A 17,545-nucleotide genomic window follows, 5' to 3' on the forward strand; every position below is an offset into this window, starting at 1 on the left:
AGGAGCGGTCCCCCTTCGCGCAAGCGGAAGCGTGGTCGCAGGCACTGCGCCCCCGGTCCGCGTCGGGAGCCGCCTCAGCAGGTCGCGCAGGCGGGCGTGGCCCGCTCCACCCCCTCGGCCGCGGGGCCGAAGCTGAAGGCGCGGCGGTTCTGGGCGATGGCGCCGCAGCACTCGCAGGCCGCCATCTGCAGGCGCGTCCGGTCGAGGAGGTCGACCCGGCCGCGGGTCGAGCGGATCAGGCGCTCGCCCTCGATGATGTGGAGGGCGACCGTGACGCTCGCCCGGCGCACCCCGAGCATCTGGGCGATGTGATCGTGCGTGAAGGGCAGCGTGTCGCTCTCCAGGCGCTGATGGGCCTGGAGCAGCCAGCGGCACAGGCGCTTCTCCAGCGAGTGGCGGCTGTTGCAGGCGGCGAGCTGATAGGCCTCCTCCAGGCTCATCCGCACGTAGCGCAGGAGGAGCGAGCGGATCGCCGGCACCGTCTCGATCAGGCGGCGCACCGAGGCGGCGGAGGCCCGGTAGCCCGGCGCCCCGACCTGGACGACGGCCCGGTGCGCGGAGGGCTCCGCGCCGAGAAGGGCGGCGGCACCGACGAGATCGTGACGGCCGACCATCGCGACCTCGACCTCGGCATTCGCCGCCGGGCCGCTGCGCACCAGGAGCGAGATCAGGCCGCCCATCGGGAAGACGATGTGGGTCGGGCTGGCACCTGCCGGGAACAGCGTCTCGCCGGGCGTCAGGGAGACGAGCTCCAGCTCGTCCGCCCAGCCGACCGGCGCCTCGGCGAGGAGCCCGTCGAGGAGCGGATTGCAACCTGCGGGCACGGACCGGGGCGAGAGCGACTGGGCCTCGAGGGGCGAGACGAGCCCCGAACCGTTGAGGAAAGCGGCGTTGGATTCGGGGATTCGCACCCGGATGGAATTCTCGCTCATCGTCGCGACTCCCCTCGACGCACAGGCACGCATGGAATGCTAGCAAGCATCCTCAGAGCACGCACGGCTACCCAGGATCAGATCCTCGTTGTTCGAGCCCCATCGGCCCCACCCTTTTCGAGAAACCTTGCGATCCTTAACGAGCGGGATTTCGGCGCAGCGGGACCGCTACGCCAATAACATATGATGGTACTAGTGATTCGAGTTTCCGCCTTAGTACTTCTTTCTCTCTCTGTGTTTCGACTTGTACAGTTTCAAAAGATGATAATTTGTGCAGTTGCCGCCTGTCCGCGACGCGGCACAGGTCCTGTTGTCGCTCGGGCGCGCAATCGGCGGTTTCGGTGCGAAACGGGGTAGCAGGGACGCGCGGTTGTGGACGGCTCCCCCGTGCTTGGCTAAGGTTCGCCTTGCGCCGCGGCGGAACCCTGCGTGCGGCGCACCCGATCGCGTCGCGATGCGAGAATCGCGGGAGCCGGGAGGTCGTCATGCCGCGCGGTGCACGTTGCTCACTCGGTGCGGCCCTGCTTCTGGGCCTCGCCGGGATCCTCCCGGTCCGGGCCGAGGAGGCGGCCTCGCCGCCAGCCCGTCCCTGGACAGATCCTCCGGCCCGCGGCAGCGCCGCGACCCCGGCGCCCGCACCCCAGGCCGAGAATCCGATCAAGGCCGCCGAGCCCTCCGCTCCGTCCCGGCCCGCGGGCCGGGCGGCCGTGGCGCAGCGCAAAGCCGGGCCGAGCCGAGCCGCCCTGCGGGTCGGCGCCCCTGCGCACCGCCCCGTCCGGACGGCGCGGCTCCGCGAGCGGACGCCCGTGGTTCGGGTGCTGCACCCGACCCGCGCGCCGGTCCGGGTCGCCCGCGCACCCCGGTTCGCTCCCTACGCAGCGACCCCCGTCCGCTATCCCTACGCAGCCTCGGGGCCGGTCCCGGCCGTCTACGGCTACACCGTCGCGGACGAGCGCCTGCGCCGGATCCGCGAGGCGCAATCGGCGGGCTACATCGTTCTGCGCCAGCGCTCCGTGGTGTTCCCGGACGGCCGCTCGCTGCGCACCTACCGGCCCTACGAGGTCGAGGACGACGAGGAATAGCCCCGCCCGGCGCGTATCCGGACGGGACCGCCCGGCTCAGGTCAGGGTGAAGCGGAGTTCGCCGAGGCCCTCCAGGCTGCTCACCACCTCGTCCCCGGGCTTCAGCCAGGCGCGCTCGGCGCGGGGCGTCTTCTCGCCGAAGATCACGCCCTGCGGCGTGCCCGTGTAGAAGATGTCGCCGGGCTTCAGGGTCATGATCCGCGAGGCGAAGCTGATCAGCTGCCGGCAGTTGAAGATCATGTCGTTGGTGTTCCAGTCCTGGCGCGTCACGCCGTTCACCACGGTCTTCAGCTTGAGGTTGTTCGGGTCCTTCACGAGGTCGGCGCAGACGAGATGGGGGCCGAGCGGGGCGAAGCCGTCCGAGGTCTTGCCGATCATGAACTGCGAGGTCAGGTACTGCAGGTCGCGGGCGCTGAAATCGTTGCCGGTGGCGTAGCCGGCCACGTAGTCGAGGGCCTCCTCCTCCGACACGTCGCGGCAGGTCTTGCCGAACACGATCACGAGCTCGGTCTCGTAGTCGAATTCCCGCGCCACCGCGGTCGGCAGCTTGATGGTGCCGCCGTGGTGGTTGAGGGCGTTGTTGTACTTGTTGAAGAGCGGCGGGTTCTTGGGGATCGGCGTGCCGGTCTCCTCGGCATGCTCCCGGTAGTTGAAGCCCATCATCACGATCTTCTCGGGCCGGGTGACGAGGGGCGCGTAGGCGATCTTCTCCTCGCGCAGCAGGAACACGGCCTCGCGGTCCTTGCCCACGGCCTCGACGAGGGACGCGAGCTCCGCCCCGCGCCCGTTCTGGAGCAGGTCGTCCATGTCGGCGGGGGCCGGCAGCCCGAGGGCCTCGGAGGCCGCGCTCACGTCGAGGACGCCGCGCTCGAGCTTGACGCCGAGGCCGTAGCCCGGGCCGCGGCGCATGTTGAGGAGGGTGAGGCCGCGCGGCATCGTGGGGTTCATGGGTCTGTCCGGCCTGTCCGTCGCTCGTGTCGCGGCGGTGGCCGTACCACCGACCGTGGCGGAGGCCAGCCCCGTCGCCGCCGCTTTCAGGAAATCCCGTCTGCCCTGGCTCATATCGTCCTCCAAAGGGTCTCTCCCCGGCCCTTGCCCCGGCCCTTGCACGGAGAAGTAGAGCCGAACCCGGAGTTTTGGATCGAGACCACCCTCAGAGGTTGTCCGGCTGCATGAAGCGGAAGCTGACGTCGGGGCGCGAGGCGGATTCGGCCCCCGCCTTGAGGATCCCGATGCGGAAGGCCAGCCCGCCGCCGAGAACCGCGAGCGCAGCGAGCGTTCCGAGGCGCGGCGGCGACCTCCCGGCGAGGCGCGAGGCGGCGTAGAGGGCGAGCGGCAACGCCGCCCCGAGGCCGGTGCCCACGACCTTCTCCAGCGTTCCGCCCGGCCCCGACAGGGCCGGGGCGACGCCCGCGCGCCGATACGCGGCGGCCGAGACGGCATCGCCCGCGAGGTCGATCGCGAGCGCTGCCGCCGCCAGGGTCTCGAGACGGCGCGCGAGGCCGCCGTCGCGCTCGCCGAGCCAGAGGCAGGCGGCCCCGCAGGCGATGGCCGAGGCGCCGAAGCGCACGGACAGCGCCCGCGGCGCGGCGGCCCAGAGGGGCGTCGAGGTCGCGGCGAGGAGCGCGGCCGTGTAGGTCGAGAGCCCGGCCCCCAGCAGGGCGGCCGGCAGGCTCGCCGCCCGCGCGGCGGCGCGCGAGGCGCGGGGCGCCACGCCCCGATCTCCCGCGAACTGCGCCGCCGCGGCGAGCGTCGCTGCGCCCGAGAAGCCGATCAGGATCCAGGTGCCGATCGACATCGGCGAGGTCGCCTTGGCGACGCGGAACATGTTGTAGAAGCGCTCGGGCGTGTGCAGGTCGTAGACCAGGAGCGCGGAGCCGAGCGTCGGCGCGAGCAAGGCCGCGTAGCGGCCCCGGCGCACGAGGTCCTCCGCGCCCTCGCCGAGCGTCACGTCGGCGACCGCGGCGATCAGCGCGCTCGCCCCCGACAATCCGGCGAGGAAGACGTAGCCGCCGACGACGTTCGGCTCGAAGGGCGCGGGCTTGAGGGCGGGGCGCCCGTAATAGGTCGGTCCGTCCCAGGCGGAGTCGCGGCCGGGGGGCGGCATGTCCCGGTCCATCGCCGAGCCGGGCCGGGCCGGCGGATCCTCGGGGCCGCGGATCGCGACCGGATAGGGCACGCTCATGGCCGGCGCTCCGCGTCGGAGAACAGGAGGGCGGCCGCGAGGGTCAGGCCCGCCACGGCGGCGAGCCCGGAGAACAGGCTCGGCGCCACCCGACGCGAGGGCCGGGACGGCGCCGAGGGCAGGTTGTAGACCTCCGGCCGGTCGATGAGCAGGAAGAAGGCGTTGAGGTGGCTCATGCCGCCCGTGGCCCCCGGCGCGCCCGGCGTTCCGTAGAGGTAGGCCGAGGGCACGCCGCGGGCGTGCAGCTCCTCCACGCGCAGGGCCGCCCGCTCCTGCAGGTCGGAGAGTTCGCCGAACTGGATCGAGTCTGTCGGGCAGGACTTGGCGCAGGCGGGCTCGAGCCCGCCCTTGAGCCGGTCGTAGCATAGGGTGCACTTGTGCGCCTTGCCGTCGAGGGTGCTCACCTCGACGACGCCGAAGGGGCAGGCCGGCACGCAATAGCCGCAGCCGTTGCAGATGTCCTGCTGCACGACGACCGTGTCGAACTCGGTCTTGAACAGGGCCCCGGTCGGGCAGGCCTCCATGCAGGGCGCGTGGTGGCAATGCTTGCAGACGTCGCTCATCATCAGCCAGCCGCTCTGGAAGGGCTGCTGGACCGTGCCGCGCACGCCCTCCGCGCCGCTCTTCTCGACGAAGCTGACGTGGCGCCAGGTGTTGGCCGAGAGGGCGCCGGTATTGTCGAAGCTCTGGCCGGTCAGGCCGAGATTGTCGGCCGGCAGGGTGTTCCATTCCTTGCAGGCGACCTCGCAGGCCTTGCAGCCGATGCAGACGGTCGTGTCCGTGAAGAAGCCGTAGGACTTGCCCGGCTCGATCCGCACGCCGGCCGTCAGCTCGGATTCGTCCGGGATGACGCGGTCGAGGTCCGATTGGGGGTACTCGGCCGCGCGCGGATGCATGTGGACGATGGTGTCCATCTCAGATCCGCTCGATGCGCTGCGCGAGGTACCCGAGGATGTTGCGCGCGGCCTCGTAGGTGACGCGGATCCTGGCCTGCTCGCGCTGCAGGCCCTCGAGGTCGTCGCCCTCGGCCAGCATGTGCGGCGAGAGCACGAAGAGATGCGAGACGCCCTCCCCGTCGGTGAGCTGGAAGCGGCTCTCCTGGGCGATCGTGACGACGCCGCGAATCGTGGGCATGCGGGCTCCGGGCCTGTCTCTCGAAGGGCGCGAGCGACCCGCGCGCCAGCTTCGAAACGTTCCAGGCGGGGCCATGTTTCCGGGGCGCGGCGTCGCCGGCCCGATCGTGGCGCCTCGCAGACCGGCGGGCGAACGGGGCTGTGCGCAGCCCCCTCACGGCGGGTCATCACGGCGCCTGCCACGAGGCGATATCGCGATCGGGGCCGAGGCCCCGTTGGAGCGCCCAGGACGCGGAGACGCGGAACCCGCCCCGCTTCCCACGGTTGCCGCTCAGAGCACGGCGTTTCAGCGTGAGGGATTTCGGGATCATGGCGCGGGACGGACGGAACGGGGGAGGTCACCCCTGGGGCAAGCGCTCCCGCACGGTCGGCAAGGGGCTCGGCGCGCGCGTCGCCGGGTTCCTGCAGGATTGGTCCCTGCCGCGCCAGTTCGCGGGGCAGGACGTGCAGTCGACGGCCGCGCGCTCCTCGGCCTCCGAGCGGCTGCGCCCGCGCCTTGAGCAGGCCGACCGGGTCGGCACCAGCGTCTGCCCGTTCTGCGCGGTGGGCTGCGGCCAGCTCATCTACGCGAAGAACGGGCGGCCCATCCACGTGGAGGGCGATCCGCGCTCGCCCGTCAACGCCGGAACCCTCTGCCCCAAGGGCGCGGGCACGCTCGGCATGCTGCTCTCGCCGGAACGGATCACGAAGGTGCTCTACCGGGCCCCGCGCTCGCGGGACTGGGAGGTGCGCCCCCTCGACTGGGCGATGGAGCGGATCGCGCAGCTCACCCGCCAAGCCCGCGACGAGACCTTCGCGGAGACGCTGCCCGACGGGCGCATCGTCAACCACACGGTCGGGATCGGGTCGCTCGGGGGGGCGACCATGGACAACGAGGAGAACTACCTCATCAAGAAGCTGTTCGGCGGCGGCCTCGGCATGCTGAACATCGAGAATCAGGCCAGGATCTGACACTCCTCCTCGGTGCCCAGTCTGGGTACCTCCTTCGGACGCGGCGCCGCCACCATGGCGCTGTGGGACCTCGCCAATTCCGACTGCATCATCGAGATGGGCTCCAACATCGCGGAGAACCATCCGATCGCCTTCCGCTTCGTCACGGAGGCGCAGCGGCGCGGCGCGACCATCATCCACATCGACCCGCGCTACACGCGGACCAGCGCGCTGGCCGACATCTACGCGCCGATCCGCTCGGGCACCGACATCGCCTTCCTCGGCGGGATGATCCGCCACATCCTGGCGAACGACCTCTGGTTCCGGGATTTCGCGCTCGAATACACGAACCTCGCCCACATCATCGAGGACGGCTACGAGGATCCGGAGGCCCATGATGGGCTGTTCTCGGGCTTCGACCCGGACACGGGCGCCTACAGCCAGGACACCTGGCAGTACAAGGGCAAGACGGTGCCCTCCTCGATCGCCGAGCACCGCGAGCAGACGAAGGAGCAGGACGGCGGCGATTACGAGAGCATGACGGAGAGCCCGCCGCCGCAGGACCGCACGCTGCAGCACCCGAACTGCGTCTACCAGATCATGCGCCGCCACTACGCGCGCTACACGCCCGAGATGGTGGAGCGGGTCACCGGCTGCCCGAAGGAGACCTTCCTGACGATCGTCGAGACGCTGGCGAGGAATTCAGGCCGCGAGCGCACCGGTGCCTTCACCTACGCGGTCGGCTGGACGCACCACTCGACGGGCGTGCAGATCATCCGGGCCTGCACCATCGTCCAGGCCCTGCTCGGCAATGTCGGCCGGCCCGGCGGCGGCATCATGGCCCTGCGCGGCCATGTCAGCATCCAGGGCTCGACCGACATCCCGACCCTCTACAACATGCTGCCCACCTACCTGCCGCAGCCGAACGTCTTCCACGACCACGCCACCCTCGAGCGCTACCTGAAATCGGAGACGCCGACGACGGGCTGGTGGTCGAACATGCCGAAATATGTCGTGAGCCTTCTGAAGGCCTGGTACGGCGAGGCGGCGACGAAGGCCAACGACTGGGGCTACCCGTTCCTGCCGAAGCTCACGGGCGACTGCTCGCAGGAGCCGATGACCATGGCGATGGTCGACGGCGTGATGCGCGGCCAGTTCATGCTCGGCCAGAACCCCCTCGTGGGCGCGGTCAACGCCGATTTCGTGGAGCGGGGCCTCGCCCGCCTCGACTGGCTCGTGGTGCGCGATTTCGCCATGACCGAGACGGCGAATTTCTGGCAGAAGGGCCGCCTGATCGAGCGCGGCGAGACGCGGCCCGAGGATATCGAGACGGAGGTGTTCTTCCTGCCCGCGGCGATGCCCGGGGAGAAGGAGGGCACCGTCACCAACACGAGCCGCCTCGTGCAATGGCACGACAAGGTCTGCGAGGCGCCCGGCGACAGCCGCTCAGACCTCTGGTTCATCTACCATCTCGGGCGTCGCCTGAAGGAGCTCTACGCCGACAGCCGGGAGCTTCGCGACGGCGCGATCCAGGCGCTGACCTGGGACTACCCGACGAAAGGAGAATTGGCCGAGCCCGACGCGGAGGCGGTGCTCGCCGAGATCAACGGCTACACCGTCTCCGACGGCGAGCCGGTCGCCACCTACAAGGACCTGAAGGACGACGGCACCACCGCCTGCGGCGGCTGGATGTATTGCGGCATCATGCCGAAGAAGGGCCACAACGTCGCCCGCTCGCGAAAGCCCGACGGGCCGGACGGGCCGGGCTCGCATCTCGGCTGGGCCTTCGCCTGGCCCTCGAACCGGCGCACCCTCTACAACCGCGCCTCCGCCGATCCCGAGGGCAGGCCCTGGTCGGAGGCCAAGAAGCTCGTCTGGTGGGACGAGGCGAAGGAGACCTGGACCGGCCTCGACGTGCCGGATTTCGTGGAGACGAAGCGCCCCGATTACCGGCCCGACTGGTCGAAGCGCCCGCACGGCATGGACGCGCTCGGCGGCAACGACCCCTTCATCATGGAGGCGGACGGCAAGAGCCAGCTCTTCGTGCCGACGGGCCTGCGCGACGGGCCGCTGCCGACCCATTACGAGCCGATCGAGAGCCCGGTGCGGAACCCGCTCTACGGGCAGCAGATCAACCCGACGGCGAAGCTCTGGAACCGGCCCGGCAACACGCTGCACGAACCGGGGGACCCGCGCTTCCCCTACGTCTTCACCACGTTCCGCCTCACCGAGATCCATTGCGGCGGCGTGCCGACCCGGGTGATGCCGCACACGGCGGAGCTTCAGCCGGAGGCCTTCGTCGAGGTCTCGCCGGAACTCGCCGACGAACTCGGCATCCGGCATCTCGACTGGACGGTGCTGTCGAGCCTTCGCGGCGAGATCGAGGTGCGGGCGATGGTGACGGAGCGGGTGCGGCCCTTCATGATCGACGGGCGACAGGTTCACCAGATCGGCATGCCGTGGGTCTACGGGCGCGAGGGCTACGCGCGCGGCGCCATCGCCAACGTGCTGCTCGCGATCACGGGGGATGCGAATACCAGCATCCACACCACGAAGGCGCTCACCGTGAACCTGCGGCGGGGACGGCTGACGCATCTGAAGCGGGAGGCGCGCCGTGGCCGGTGAGGCGCGGCCGGGGCGCGCGGCGCTGGCCGCGCTCGACCAAGTCCTGGCTCACCGCCCGAAGAAGGACGACCCCGCCTTCGCCCGAGCGACGGCCTGCCTCACGGCATTCCGCGACGAGCTGATCGCGGGGCACAGGCGCCAGACCTGCACGCGGGAGCGGCTGACCCACCTCAACGGGGTGATCAGCGTCGTGCTCGCCGGCCATTTCCCGCTCGGGGACGTGCCCTGGGACGAGCTCGACAAGGCGCGCGGCTGGCTGAGCGACCTCGTGGACGTGATCGAGCCGGCGTGATCCTCAGCGGATCCGGCCGGGGCGGGCCGGTTCGAACACGATGCGGCGGTGGAAGGCGCACCAGCTCTTGCCGTCGGCGACGGGCGCGCCGCAGCAGACGGCCGCGTCGTTCGGCTCGCCGATGATGAACTTGCAGACGAACGCTCCCGACTGCGCGAAGGGTACGCGCAGCTCGGCGGATGGCTCGGCGATCTGCTCGGCGTCGCCGATCTGGGACATGCGGACGAGTTGATTCATGAAACGGGGACTCGTGGAGCGAACATGGATGCGCGGGTTCGAGGCCCGGCGGATTGTGATTGCGCGCGACGCGCCCGGCGAGCCGCCCCCTGCCCGCACGTCGTCGTGTGCCGAAATCAGGATGCAGACCCGTGCGATCCCATGAGGGAGGCGCATCAACGTCATGCTGCTGTTATAACTGGTGTTCTGGGCGCCCGAAACAAGTCCCGCATGCGCATGGCGCAACCGCGCACAGACATTTCGCGGGAGCAAAACGAGGGATTCTCAAGCGTCGCCGCGCCGATCGGAGTGGAGACGCGCCCGTGAACAGAGGATGGCGGCGGTCGCGACAGTCGTTATGCCTGCCGGGATCGGTGAAGGCCGGGATCGTCGCTGCCGGGATGCGTTTCGTCTCGGGCTCCGGTCTATCCCGGACTGACCGGATGCGGAGCCTCCGCGATGGTGGATGAGGAAACATGCGCGTCTTCGTGACCGGCTCGGCCGGCTTCATCGGCTTCCACCTGAGCCGGCTGCTGCTCGCCGAGGGGCACGCGGTGATCGGGCTCGACGGCTTCTCCGACTATTACGATGTCGGGCTCAAGCGCGCCCGGCACGCGGAGCTCGCGCGCGACGCGGCGTTCGAGCCCGTGGAGGGCCGGCTCGAGACGCCGGGCCTGCTGCGCGACCTCATGGCGCGGGCGCGGCCCGACATCGTCGTCCACCTCGCCGCCCAGGCCGGCGTCCGCTACAGCCTGGAGAACCCGCAGGCCTATGCCGACGCCAACCTGATGGGCAGCTTCCAGCTGCTCGAGGCGGTGCGCGCCCACCCCGTGCGCCACCTGCTGCTCGCCTCGACCAGCTCGGCCTATGGCGGCAATACGGAGCTGCCCTTCCGCGAGACCGACCGGGCGGTGAGCCCGCTCACCCTCTACGCGGCCTCGAAGCTCGCGATGGAGGCGATGGCCCATTCCTACAGCCATCTCTTCGCGATCCCGACCACCGCCTTCCGCTTCTTCACGGTCTACGGACCCTGGGGCCGGCCGGACATGGCGCTGTTCCTGTTCACGCGGAAGATCCTGGCGGGCGAGCCGATCGAGGTCTTCTCCGGCGGCTCGGCCGAGCGCGACTTCACCTACGTGTCCGACCTCGTCGACGCGATCCGCCGGCTCGTCGACGTGCCGCCGCCCCTGCCCGGCGCGGCCGCTCCCGCCGGCCCCTTCGACACGCTGAGCGCCAGCGCGCCCTATCGCCTCGTCAATCTCGGCGGCGGCCGCCCGGTGCGGCTCGACGCGATGATCGACGCCCTGGAGGCGGCCCTCGGGCGGAGGGCCGAGCGGATCCTGAAACCGCTGCCGCCCGGCGACGTGGCGCGGACCCACGCGAGCACCGAGCTCCTGCAGGCCCTGATCGGCCGCGTGCCCGAGACGCCGATCGAGACCGGCATCCCCGCCTTCGTCGCGTGGTACCGCGGCTATTACGGGATGTGAGGCGCACCCGTGCAACCGCGCTCAGGATATGGTTGAGTGCGCTCCCTCGATGCCCGCAGGATGACTGGATTCATGGCGACAACGTCCCTCGTCAGCCCGGAATGGCTCCATGAGCGCCTCGCCGCGCCGGACCTCGTCGTCCTCGACGGGTCCTGGTACCTGCCGGCGGCGGGCCGCGACCCGGAGGCGGAGTATCGCGCCGCGCACATCCCGGGCGCGATCCGCTTCGACATCGACGCGGTGAGCGACGAGGGATCCGGGCTGCCGCACATGCTGCCGCGGCCCGAGGTCTTCGCCTCCCGGATGCGGGCGCTCGGCATCGGCGACGGCGCGCAGATCGTGGTCTACGACGGGATGGGCCTGTTCTCCGCCCCCCGGGTCTGGTGGATGCTGCGCACCTTCGGGGTGCGCGACGTCGCGGTGCTCGACGGGGGGCTCCCCGCCTGGGTCGCGGCCGGCTACCCGACCGAGGAGGGCGAGCCGCGCCCCCGCGACCGGCGCCACTTCACGGCCCGGCTCGACAACGGCGCCGTGGCCGATGCGGGCGACATTGCCCGCGCCCTCGACACGGGGAGCGCCCAGGTGGTCGATGCCCGCTCCGGCACGCGCTTCCGCGGCGAGGAGGCGGAGCCCCGCCCCGGCGTCCGTCCCGGCCACATGCCGGGCGCGCTCAACGTCCACTATGCCGCGCTGCAGACGGACGGCCGCATGAAGGATCCGGATTCGCTCCGCGCGGTCTTCGCCGAGAACGGGGTCGATCCCGACCGACCGGTCGTGACGACCTGCGGCTCGGGCGTCACCGCCGCGATCGTCTCCCTGGCCCTCGAATCGATCGGCCGCCCGGCCCGCGCCCTCTACGACGGCTCCTGGTCCGAATGGGGCGCGGACACGAGCCGCCCCGTCGAGACGGGGCCGGCGAAGGGCCGCACCTGAGCGGGGCGCGGATCGAGCCGGCCTGATCCGCCCCTCTCCGCCCCATCATCCCGCCCCCTGTCATCCGCCCGTCATCGATGGCGGGCTGGTTCATTTTTGCAACGCGTCCGGGGCGGCGGCGGGGTGGCCGGCCCGCGCGATTGCCGCCCCGGCCGCTTTTGCTATGCGTCGGAGCGGGGCGGAGGGGAGCGGAGTGCGGCGCGACCGGGCGAGGATGGGGGATCGGTGCCGGCTGGCCGCGGCTCTCGCGGTCGGCTTCCTGCCGGGATTCGCCCGGGCGGCGGATGTGGCGCGGCCCGCGCCCCCGGCCTTCATCGACTGGTCGGGGCCCTATCTCGGGCTCGAGGGCAGCGCGGGCGCCTCCTTCGGCGCGCTCAACTTCGATGCGACGACGGTCGGCGGCCGCCCGGTCCCGCCCTTCACATCGGGCGACGCCACCGGCCGCTTCGACATCGGCCGCGACGCGACGAGCGTGGTCGGCGGGGCCTTCGCCGGCTACAATTGGCAGTCCGGGCCCTGGCTCTACGGAATCGAGGCCGACCTTGCCGGCGCGAACCTCAAGCGGCCCATCGCCTCGACCGTGCCGGGCTTCGGCTACGAGGCCGTCGCCCCCCCCTTCGGCCTGATCCGCGGCAAGACCGACCTCTACGGGACGCTGCGCGCCCGCCTCGGGATCGGGTTCGAGCGCGCCCTCGTCTACGCGACGTTCGGGCTGGCCGGCGCCGAGACCCGCATCCTGGCCGAGTATCCGGACCTCGCGGGAGGCCCCGGCGCGCGGGCCCGATACGACCTGACGCGGCTCGGCTTCACGCTCGGCGCAGGCGTGCAATACGCCATCGGCGATCACCTCGCGCTCGGCCTCGATTACCGCTACCTCGATCTCGGCCGCAGCGGGCGGTTCGACCTCGGCACCGTGCCCGGCCCGAACGGCGGACCCGTCTCGACCCGGGTCGGGGCCGTCTCGAACCAGATGCTGGCGCGCCTGTCCTGGTATCCGCAGGGCCTCGCGCTTCCCCCCGAGGCGGACGAGGGCGGTCCCGACGCCGCCGCGCTCGCCGAGCGGTTCTCGCTCCACGGGCAGACCACCTTCTTCAACCAGGCGGTGCCGGGCTTCCGCTCCCCCTACCGCGGCCCCAACAGCCTCGTGCCCCATCAGGCGCAGGCCACGACGACGGCGACCCTCTTCCTGGGCCTCAAGCTCTGGGAGGGGACCGAGCTCTATTACAACCCGGAGTTCAGCCAGGGCTTCGGCCTCTCGCGCACGCTCGGGGTCGCCGGCTTCGTCAACGGCGAGGCCCAGAAGGCCGGCGCGCCCTTCCCCAAGCTGCGCTCGAACCGCTACTTCCTGCGCCAGACCTTCGGCCTCGGCGGCGAGACGGAAGACGTGGCGGACGGGCCGAACCAAGTCGCCACCCGCCGGGATGTCGAGCGCGTCACGGTGGTGGCCGGCAAGTTCGCGCTGGGCGACTTCTTCGACGGCAACGCCTATGCCCACGACCCGCGGGTCGATTTCATGAACTGGTCGCTCTGGGCCTCGACCGCCTGGGACTTCCCCGCCAACCTGCCGGGTTTCACGCAGGGCGTGATGGTCGAGTACAACCGGAAGGAATTTGCGATCCGGGCGGCCTACACGCAGGTGCCGAAGGAGCCCTCGAACGACGTGCTGGACCCGCGCGTCTTCCGCCGGGGCGGCGCCACGATCGAGTTCGAGGAGCGCCACGTCCTGCCCGGCCTCGACCAGCCGGGCAAGCTGCGGATCGGCCTGTTCTCGAACGTCGGCAACTCGGCGAATTACCGCGAGACCGTGGCCCTGACGCAGGCGGGCCTCTTCGCCGATGCCAGCGAGGCCGCCGACGCGACGCGCCGCCCGCGCCGCAAGAGCGGCCTCTACCTCAACCTGGAGCAGGCCGTGACCGCCGATCTCGGCGTGTTCGCCCGGGCGAGCGCCGCCGACGGCCGCAACGAGAACCTGTCCTTCACGGATGTCGACCGCTCGCTCTCGGGCGGAATCTCGCTGAAGGGGACGGCCTGGGACCGGCCGGCCGACACGGTCGGCCTCGGCGCCACGGCGAACGGCCTCTCCCCCGCGCACCGGGCCTTCTTCGCCAACGGGGGCCTCGGCCTGCTGATCGGCGACGGGCGGCTCAATTACGGGACCGAGCGCGCCTTCGAGGCCTTCTACGCGCTGAGCCTCGCCAAGTCCGTGACGCTCACGTTCAACTATCAGTTTGTCGTGAACCCCGCCTACAATCGGGACCGCGGCCCCGCCAACTTCTTCGGGACCCGGATCCACGCGGATTTCTGAGGCGCGCCTATCCGGCCTCCCGCTCCTCCGCGTGGAGCGCGTCGAGGTCCGGCAGCACCACCACGCTCTCCTGCTCGTTCGGGTCGGTCCGGGCGATCACCGCGATGCAGGGCTCCGTCGCGCTGAGGTTGTAGGGCCGGTGGGGCATGTTCGCCGGGATGTAGACGAAGTCGCCGGGGCCGGCGACGAGGTGGTGCTCCAGCCCCTCCCCGTACCACGTCCCGGAGCGCCCGCTCAGGATGTGGATCGCCGTCTCGTGGTTCTCGTGCTTGTGCGCCTTCGCCCAGGCCCCGGGCGGGATCGTCACGATCTGCATGTGGAGCCCGCGCGCGCCGACGGTCTCGGCCGAGATCGCGGGCGCGTAGGTGAGCCCCTGCTTGCCGATGAAGGCGGCGCCGGCCCCGACGACGCGGCAGGTCGGCACGAGGACGGTCGGGAGTTCGGGATCGGTTCGGTCTTCGGGATCGGTCGGGAGTTCGGGATCGGTCGGCATGGCGTGGCCTCCGGTGCCGGCCGGGGACGAGGCCCCCGCGCGGCCCGCCCCACTCTACGCTCCGGCCGGGCCGCGTACAGGGCGCCGCGCGTCGCAACCTCTTGGCGCCCCGCGAGTTCAAACCCCATCGCGATCCGGTCTTGCGGGACCAGTCTTGCCGGATCGTCCTGAGCCGGGCGGGTCACCGACCCGCCTCGGCGCCACTCGGACCCCAGATCCCGCGCGCGTTCCTCAGTGCAAGCTGACATCGGGCAGGCCGAATCGGGCGGGCCAGACGGAGGCGGCGATGACGCGGTCTCAGAAGATGAAACTGAAACGCTGGATCATGCGTGAGATCGATCGGACGCTGACACGAGGGGGACACGGCCCCGCGTGCGATCGAGCGATGCCGGAGACGGACGGTCGAGACGGGCACGGCCCCGTCCGATGATGCGCTCGCGCTCGCGCGGGACGCCCTCTTCCCGGGCGATCGACAGCCGCGCCGGGCGGCGCACTTCCAGGAGGATGCTGGCGCCGCCGACGACCGCGCCCGTCCGGTCCCGCAGGAGCGTCGGATAGGGCATGAACGTCACCCGCGTCCCGTCCGGCCGCTCGAGCACCGCCTGCGCGCCGCGCACCTCGCGGCCCTCCCGCAGCGTCAACGCCATCGGGCAGCGCTCGTGCGCGAGGGGCGCCCCGTCCGCGTCGTAGAGGCGCCACGCGCCGCACCAGCGGTCGAGCCCGAGCACGGGCCGGCGGCCCCACAGGGCGGCAGCGGCCTCGTTGTAGTAGGTCAGGCGCCCGTCCGGATCCGTCGTGTAGAGGGCGGCGTCGACCTGCCGGAACAGCTCGGCCCGCGACGGCTCGTAATTCCAATCGGAATCCGGCGCATCGAAATCATACTCGAAATCGGCTGGGTCCACGACGCTCTCCCACGACAGGCGGGCTCGAAATGCCCGCTCTAGCATTTCGCCTGCCCCCATCTGTCGCGGGTCCCTGGGAGCCGCCCGAGCCCGCATGGTGCGGGAAGGGCCGCCCTTCGGTGGGCGCCGGACGGCGCCTCACTCCAGATCGTCCAACGATACGGGATTGTGCCTTGCAAGCTTCCGGGGGCGGTCGCTCGCGAGACGCCATAGCCGAATCGCTTCGGCCTGGGCTCTCCCGTATTGCCTTGTACGGACGATTGATCAGTGTCACGGCACGCGGCGCGATGCAAGTGCTCCGAGAGACAAAAAGTGCCCCCTCGACCTTCCGGCCCCGCAACGGTGCAGGGTTGTGCAGTGCAATAGCCTCACGGAAATTCTAAATACTGACCGGCGACGCGAATCATCGTCGGCTGAGCTCGCGCGTCGTCATCCCGCGAGGTGCAGGTAGCCGGGATCGAACTCGGCGAAGGCGCGAAGGCGGGCGACGTCCGGCACCGTGAGCACGTGCTTGCCGGACACGATGAGGCCGCTCGCGCGCAGGGATTGCAGCACGCGGTTGACGTGCACGAAGGAGATGCCCGCCGTATCCGCGAGATCGACCTGCGAGAGGCGCAGGTCGATGCTGCTGTCGCCGGCGAGGTCGACCGCCTGGAGGCGGACGAGGAGCTCGCAGAACAGGTGCGCGATCCGCCGGTCCGCCGGCCGGCTGTCGTTGGCGAGCCATTCCCGGGCGGTGCTGAGTTCGGTCAGCGTGATCCAGCGCAGGGCCCGATCGATGCCCGGATGCGCCCGTGCGAGCTCCGCGAGCCGCTCCCGCGGGATGTCGGCGATGGCGCAGGGCGTGAGGGTGCCGATGCTCCAATCCGCCGCCCCGGAGGCGCTCGCGTGGACGTCGCAGAGGTCGCCCGGCAGGAGGTAGGAGACGATGCGCCGGGTCCCGTCGAGCAGGATCTTGTAGCGGCAGGCGATGCCGCCGAGGACGAGGTGCACGCTCTCGGCGGCCGGAGGCATGGCGATGTCCCGCCGGGGCGCCACCGCGCGCGGGTTCAGCGTCAACTCCCGCAACACCCCCTGCTCCGTGTCCGAGAGGGGACCTGCGTGAGCGAGCCTTCTGGTCAGCGGATCAGGCACGAGCCCCTCGGTGCGGCTGCTCCGTACAGCCTAGGCCAAAGCCCGCTCCTGACAATATGTCACAACCCCGAGTTGATTTTTCTCGGTGAAAGGCCGGGCGGAGTGCGAACCGCTCACGGGCCGTACTGGTGTCCCGTCTCCGCGTAGACGTGCCGCTCGGCCTTTCCCACGATCGTCGCCGGATCGTGGCCCCGAAGACGGGCGAGGAGCAGCAGGTCGGTGATGAGATCCACGATCTCGCATTCCGAGACATCGTGGAGACGGCGCCCGCTGGAGCGCCAGCGAGGGGGGCTCGCGGTCTGGCGGGCGTAGGTGTCGAGAGCCTTCTGGGCGAGCTCGGCGCGTCGGTCCTCCGTCGGCATGAGCGTTCTCCACGATCCCCGCGGGCAACCTCCGCCCGGCAGGGCCGCCGCAGAGTACCAGCCTTCGCAGGATCCGCCGGCTCCGTACGCTGGCGGACGGGGCGTGGATATCAGATCGCCTCGTAGGCGAAGGCGACCGCGAGGGCCGTGAGCGCGATCAGGCCGAGGAGGAAGAACAGGTCGGCCATCCGCTCCAGGCGCAGGCTGACGGGGCGCCGGACCGGCATCCGCAGGGAGAGATAGGAGGTCAGCGCGCTGGCCAGGAACAGCAGCGCCGACAGCCCGACCCACTCGTCGACCCGGGTCATGCCGACCTGCCCCTCCGCGATCTTCACGAGCCCGATCAGGGTCGTGCAGATCCCGATCATCGTCGCCGCGCTCGGCAGGATGTGGTGGGACAGGGCGCTGTCGCGCCCCTGCCGCTCGCCCGCGCCTCTCCGCTCGCCGGCCGTGGGCGGCCGCTCCTCCGACGCCATGGTCTCCTCCCGACGGGTGCCCGGCGCCGGCGATGGTATCATCAGCTGGGCTTCTGCA

General features: G+C 71.0%; 17 protein-coding genes. 6 read left to right on the forward strand and 11 right to left on the reverse strand.

Annotated features, from left to right (window positions below; all coding sequences use genetic code 11):
- Positions 1-74 precede the first annotated feature (74 nt).
- Positions 75-932, reverse strand: coding sequence for a Crp/Fnr family transcriptional regulator (locus tag J2X36_RS03095; protein WP_132251254.1), 858 nt, complete (start codon positions 930-932; stop codon positions 75-77).
- Positions 933-1,417: 485 nt separating this feature from the next.
- On the opposite strand from J2X36_RS03095, the gene J2X36_RS03100 reads away from it, so the two are divergent.
- Positions 1,418-2,014: a hypothetical protein gene (locus J2X36_RS03100; protein WP_310346048.1), complete on the forward strand. Its 597-nt coding sequence runs from the start codon at positions 1,418-1,420 to the stop codon at positions 2,012-2,014.
- A gap of 36 nt (positions 2,015-2,050) precedes the next feature.
- Here J2X36_RS03100 and J2X36_RS03105 read toward each other — a convergent pair whose 3' ends face one another.
- From J2X36_RS03105 to J2X36_RS03120, 4 genes are all read right to left on the reverse strand, one after another.
- The gene (locus J2X36_RS03105) at positions 2,051-3,076 is read right to left on the reverse strand and encodes a fumarylacetoacetate hydrolase family protein (RefSeq protein WP_310346051.1); all 1,026 of its coding nucleotides are present in this window, start codon (positions 3,074-3,076) and stop codon (positions 2,051-2,053) included.
- A gap of 91 nt (positions 3,077-3,167) precedes the next feature.
- Positions 3,168-4,199: an NrfD/PsrC family molybdoenzyme membrane anchor subunit gene (gene nrfD, locus J2X36_RS03110; protein WP_310346054.1), complete on the reverse strand. Its 1,032-nt coding sequence runs from the start codon at positions 4,197-4,199 to the stop codon at positions 3,168-3,170.
- Positions 4,196-5,113: a 4Fe-4S dicluster domain-containing protein gene (locus tag J2X36_RS03115; RefSeq protein ID WP_310346058.1), complete on the reverse strand. Its 918-nt coding sequence runs from the start codon at positions 5,111-5,113 to the stop codon at positions 4,196-4,198. The genes nrfD and J2X36_RS03115 overlap by 4 nt, the downstream gene beginning before the upstream one ends.
- Before the next feature lies 1 nt (position 5,114).
- Positions 5,115-5,333, reverse strand: coding sequence for a hypothetical protein (locus J2X36_RS03120; RefSeq protein WP_132255793.1), 219 nt, complete (start codon positions 5,331-5,333; stop codon positions 5,115-5,117).
- A gap of 308 nt (positions 5,334-5,641) precedes the next feature.
- On the opposite strand from J2X36_RS03120, the gene fdh reads away from it, so the two are divergent.
- Together fdh and J2X36_RS03130 are read left to right on the forward strand one after the other, a co-directional pair.
- Entirely contained in the window at positions 5,642-8,887 is a 3,246-nt protein-coding gene (gene fdh / locus J2X36_RS03125; RefSeq protein WP_310346061.1) for a formate dehydrogenase, read from the forward strand.
- A complete protein-coding gene (locus J2X36_RS03130) occupies positions 8,877-9,179 on the forward strand; it encodes a hypothetical protein (protein WP_132255795.1) in 303 nt (100 codons plus the stop codon). Before fdh ends, J2X36_RS03130 begins: the two co-directional genes overlap by 11 nt.
- Before the next feature lie 3 nt (positions 9,180-9,182).
- Here J2X36_RS03130 and J2X36_RS03135 read toward each other — a convergent pair whose 3' ends face one another.
- The gene (locus J2X36_RS03135; RefSeq protein WP_132255796.1) at positions 9,183-9,416 is read right to left on the reverse strand and encodes a hypothetical protein; all 234 of its coding nucleotides are present in this window, start codon (positions 9,414-9,416) and stop codon (positions 9,183-9,185) included.
- A gap of 455 nt (positions 9,417-9,871) precedes the next feature.
- Between J2X36_RS03135 and J2X36_RS03140 the strand changes: the two genes are divergently transcribed.
- From J2X36_RS03140 to J2X36_RS03150, 3 genes are all read left to right on the forward strand, one after another.
- Entirely contained in the window at positions 9,872-10,882 is a 1,011-nt protein-coding gene (locus J2X36_RS03140; protein ID WP_132255797.1) for an NAD-dependent epimerase/dehydratase family protein, read from the forward strand.
- A gap of 72 nt (positions 10,883-10,954) precedes the next feature.
- Positions 10,955-11,815: a 3-mercaptopyruvate sulfurtransferase gene (gene sseA / locus J2X36_RS03145; RefSeq protein WP_132255798.1), complete on the forward strand. Its 861-nt coding sequence runs from the start codon at positions 10,955-10,957 to the stop codon at positions 11,813-11,815.
- Between the two features lie 214 nt (positions 11,816-12,029).
- The gene (locus J2X36_RS03150; RefSeq protein ID WP_310346069.1) at positions 12,030-14,120 is read left to right on the forward strand and encodes a carbohydrate porin; all 2,091 of its coding nucleotides are present in this window, start codon (positions 12,030-12,032) and stop codon (positions 14,118-14,120) included.
- Between the two features lie 7 nt (positions 14,121-14,127).
- On the opposite strand, the gene J2X36_RS03155 is transcribed toward J2X36_RS03150, so the two are convergent.
- From J2X36_RS03155 to J2X36_RS03175, 5 genes are all read right to left on the reverse strand, one after another.
- Positions 14,128-14,613 carry a cupin domain-containing protein gene (locus J2X36_RS03155; RefSeq protein ID WP_310346071.1) on the reverse strand — a complete coding sequence of 162 codons (486 nt, stop codon included), beginning with the start codon at positions 14,611-14,613 and terminating at the stop codon, positions 14,128-14,130.
- A 323-nt stretch (positions 14,614-14,936) separates the two neighbouring features.
- Complete coding sequence (locus J2X36_RS03160) at positions 14,937-15,515, reverse strand: PAS domain-containing protein (protein ID WP_245516689.1); 579 nt, start codon at positions 15,513-15,515, stop codon at positions 14,937-14,939.
- 429 nt (positions 15,516-15,944) lie between these two features.
- Positions 15,945-16,586 carry a Crp/Fnr family transcriptional regulator gene (locus J2X36_RS03165; RefSeq protein ID WP_310346075.1) on the reverse strand — a complete coding sequence of 214 codons (642 nt, stop codon included), beginning with the start codon at positions 16,584-16,586 and terminating at the stop codon, positions 15,945-15,947.
- Between the two features lie 176 nt (positions 16,587-16,762).
- Positions 16,763-17,011, reverse strand: a complete 249-nt coding sequence (locus tag J2X36_RS03170) for a hypothetical protein (RefSeq protein WP_132255802.1) — start codon at positions 17,009-17,011, stop codon at positions 16,763-16,765.
- 110 nt (positions 17,012-17,121) lie between these two features.
- Complete coding sequence (locus tag J2X36_RS03175; RefSeq protein WP_310346077.1) at positions 17,122-17,529, reverse strand: hypothetical protein; 408 nt, start codon at positions 17,527-17,529, stop codon at positions 17,122-17,124.
- Positions 17,530-17,545: the final 16 nt, after the last annotated feature.

The sequence above is a fragment of the Methylobacterium sp. BE186 genome, assembly GCF_031457035.1.
Taxonomy (GTDB): Bacteria; Pseudomonadota; Alphaproteobacteria; order Rhizobiales; family Beijerinckiaceae; genus Methylobacterium; species Methylobacterium segetis.

What these genes read in the sequence shown, in the direction of transcription:
- J2X36_RS03140 (WP_132255797.1), top strand. Translation starts at nt 9,872, where the DNA reads ATGCGCGTCTTCGTGACCGGCTCGGCCGGCTTCATCGGCTTCCACCTG.
- J2X36_RS03135 (WP_132255796.1), bottom strand. Translation starts at nt 9,416, where the DNA reads ATGAATCAACTCGTCCGCATGTCCCAGATCGGCGACGCCGAGCAGATC.
- J2X36_RS03115 (WP_310346058.1), bottom strand. Translation starts at nt 5,113, where the DNA reads ATGGACACCATCGTCCACATGCATCCGCGCGCGGCCGAGTACCCCCAA.
- J2X36_RS03155 (WP_310346071.1), bottom strand. Translation starts at nt 14,613, where the DNA reads ATGCCGACCGATCCCGAACTCCCGACCGATCCCGAAGACCGAACCGAT.
- sseA (WP_132255798.1), top strand. Translation starts at nt 10,955, where the DNA reads ATGGCGACAACGTCCCTCGTCAGCCCGGAATGGCTCCATGAGCGCCTC.
- nrfD (WP_310346054.1), bottom strand. Translation starts at nt 4,199, where the DNA reads ATGAGCGTGCCCTATCCGGTCGCGATCCGCGGCCCCGAGGATCCGCCG.
- J2X36_RS03095 (WP_132251254.1), bottom strand. Translation starts at nt 932, where the DNA reads ATGAGCGAGAATTCCATCCGGGTGCGAATCCCCGAATCCAACGCCGCT.
- J2X36_RS03175 (WP_310346077.1), bottom strand. Translation starts at nt 17,529, where the DNA reads ATGATACCATCGCCGGCGCCGGGCACCCGTCGGGAGGAGACCATGGCG.
- J2X36_RS03120 (WP_132255793.1), bottom strand. Translation starts at nt 5,333, where the DNA reads ATGCCCACGATTCGCGGCGTCGTCACGATCGCCCAGGAGAGCCGCTTC.
- J2X36_RS03170 (WP_132255802.1), bottom strand. Translation starts at nt 17,011, where the DNA reads ATGCCGACGGAGGACCGACGCGCCGAGCTCGCCCAGAAGGCTCTCGAC.
- J2X36_RS03100 (WP_310346048.1), top strand. Translation starts at nt 1,418, where the DNA reads ATGCCGCGCGGTGCACGTTGCTCACTCGGTGCGGCCCTGCTTCTGGGC.
- J2X36_RS03105 (WP_310346051.1), bottom strand. Translation starts at nt 3,076, where the DNA reads ATGAGCCAGGGCAGACGGGATTTCCTGAAAGCGGCGGCGACGGGGCTG.
- J2X36_RS03150 (WP_310346069.1), top strand. Translation starts at nt 12,030, where the DNA reads ATGGGGGATCGGTGCCGGCTGGCCGCGGCTCTCGCGGTCGGCTTCCTG.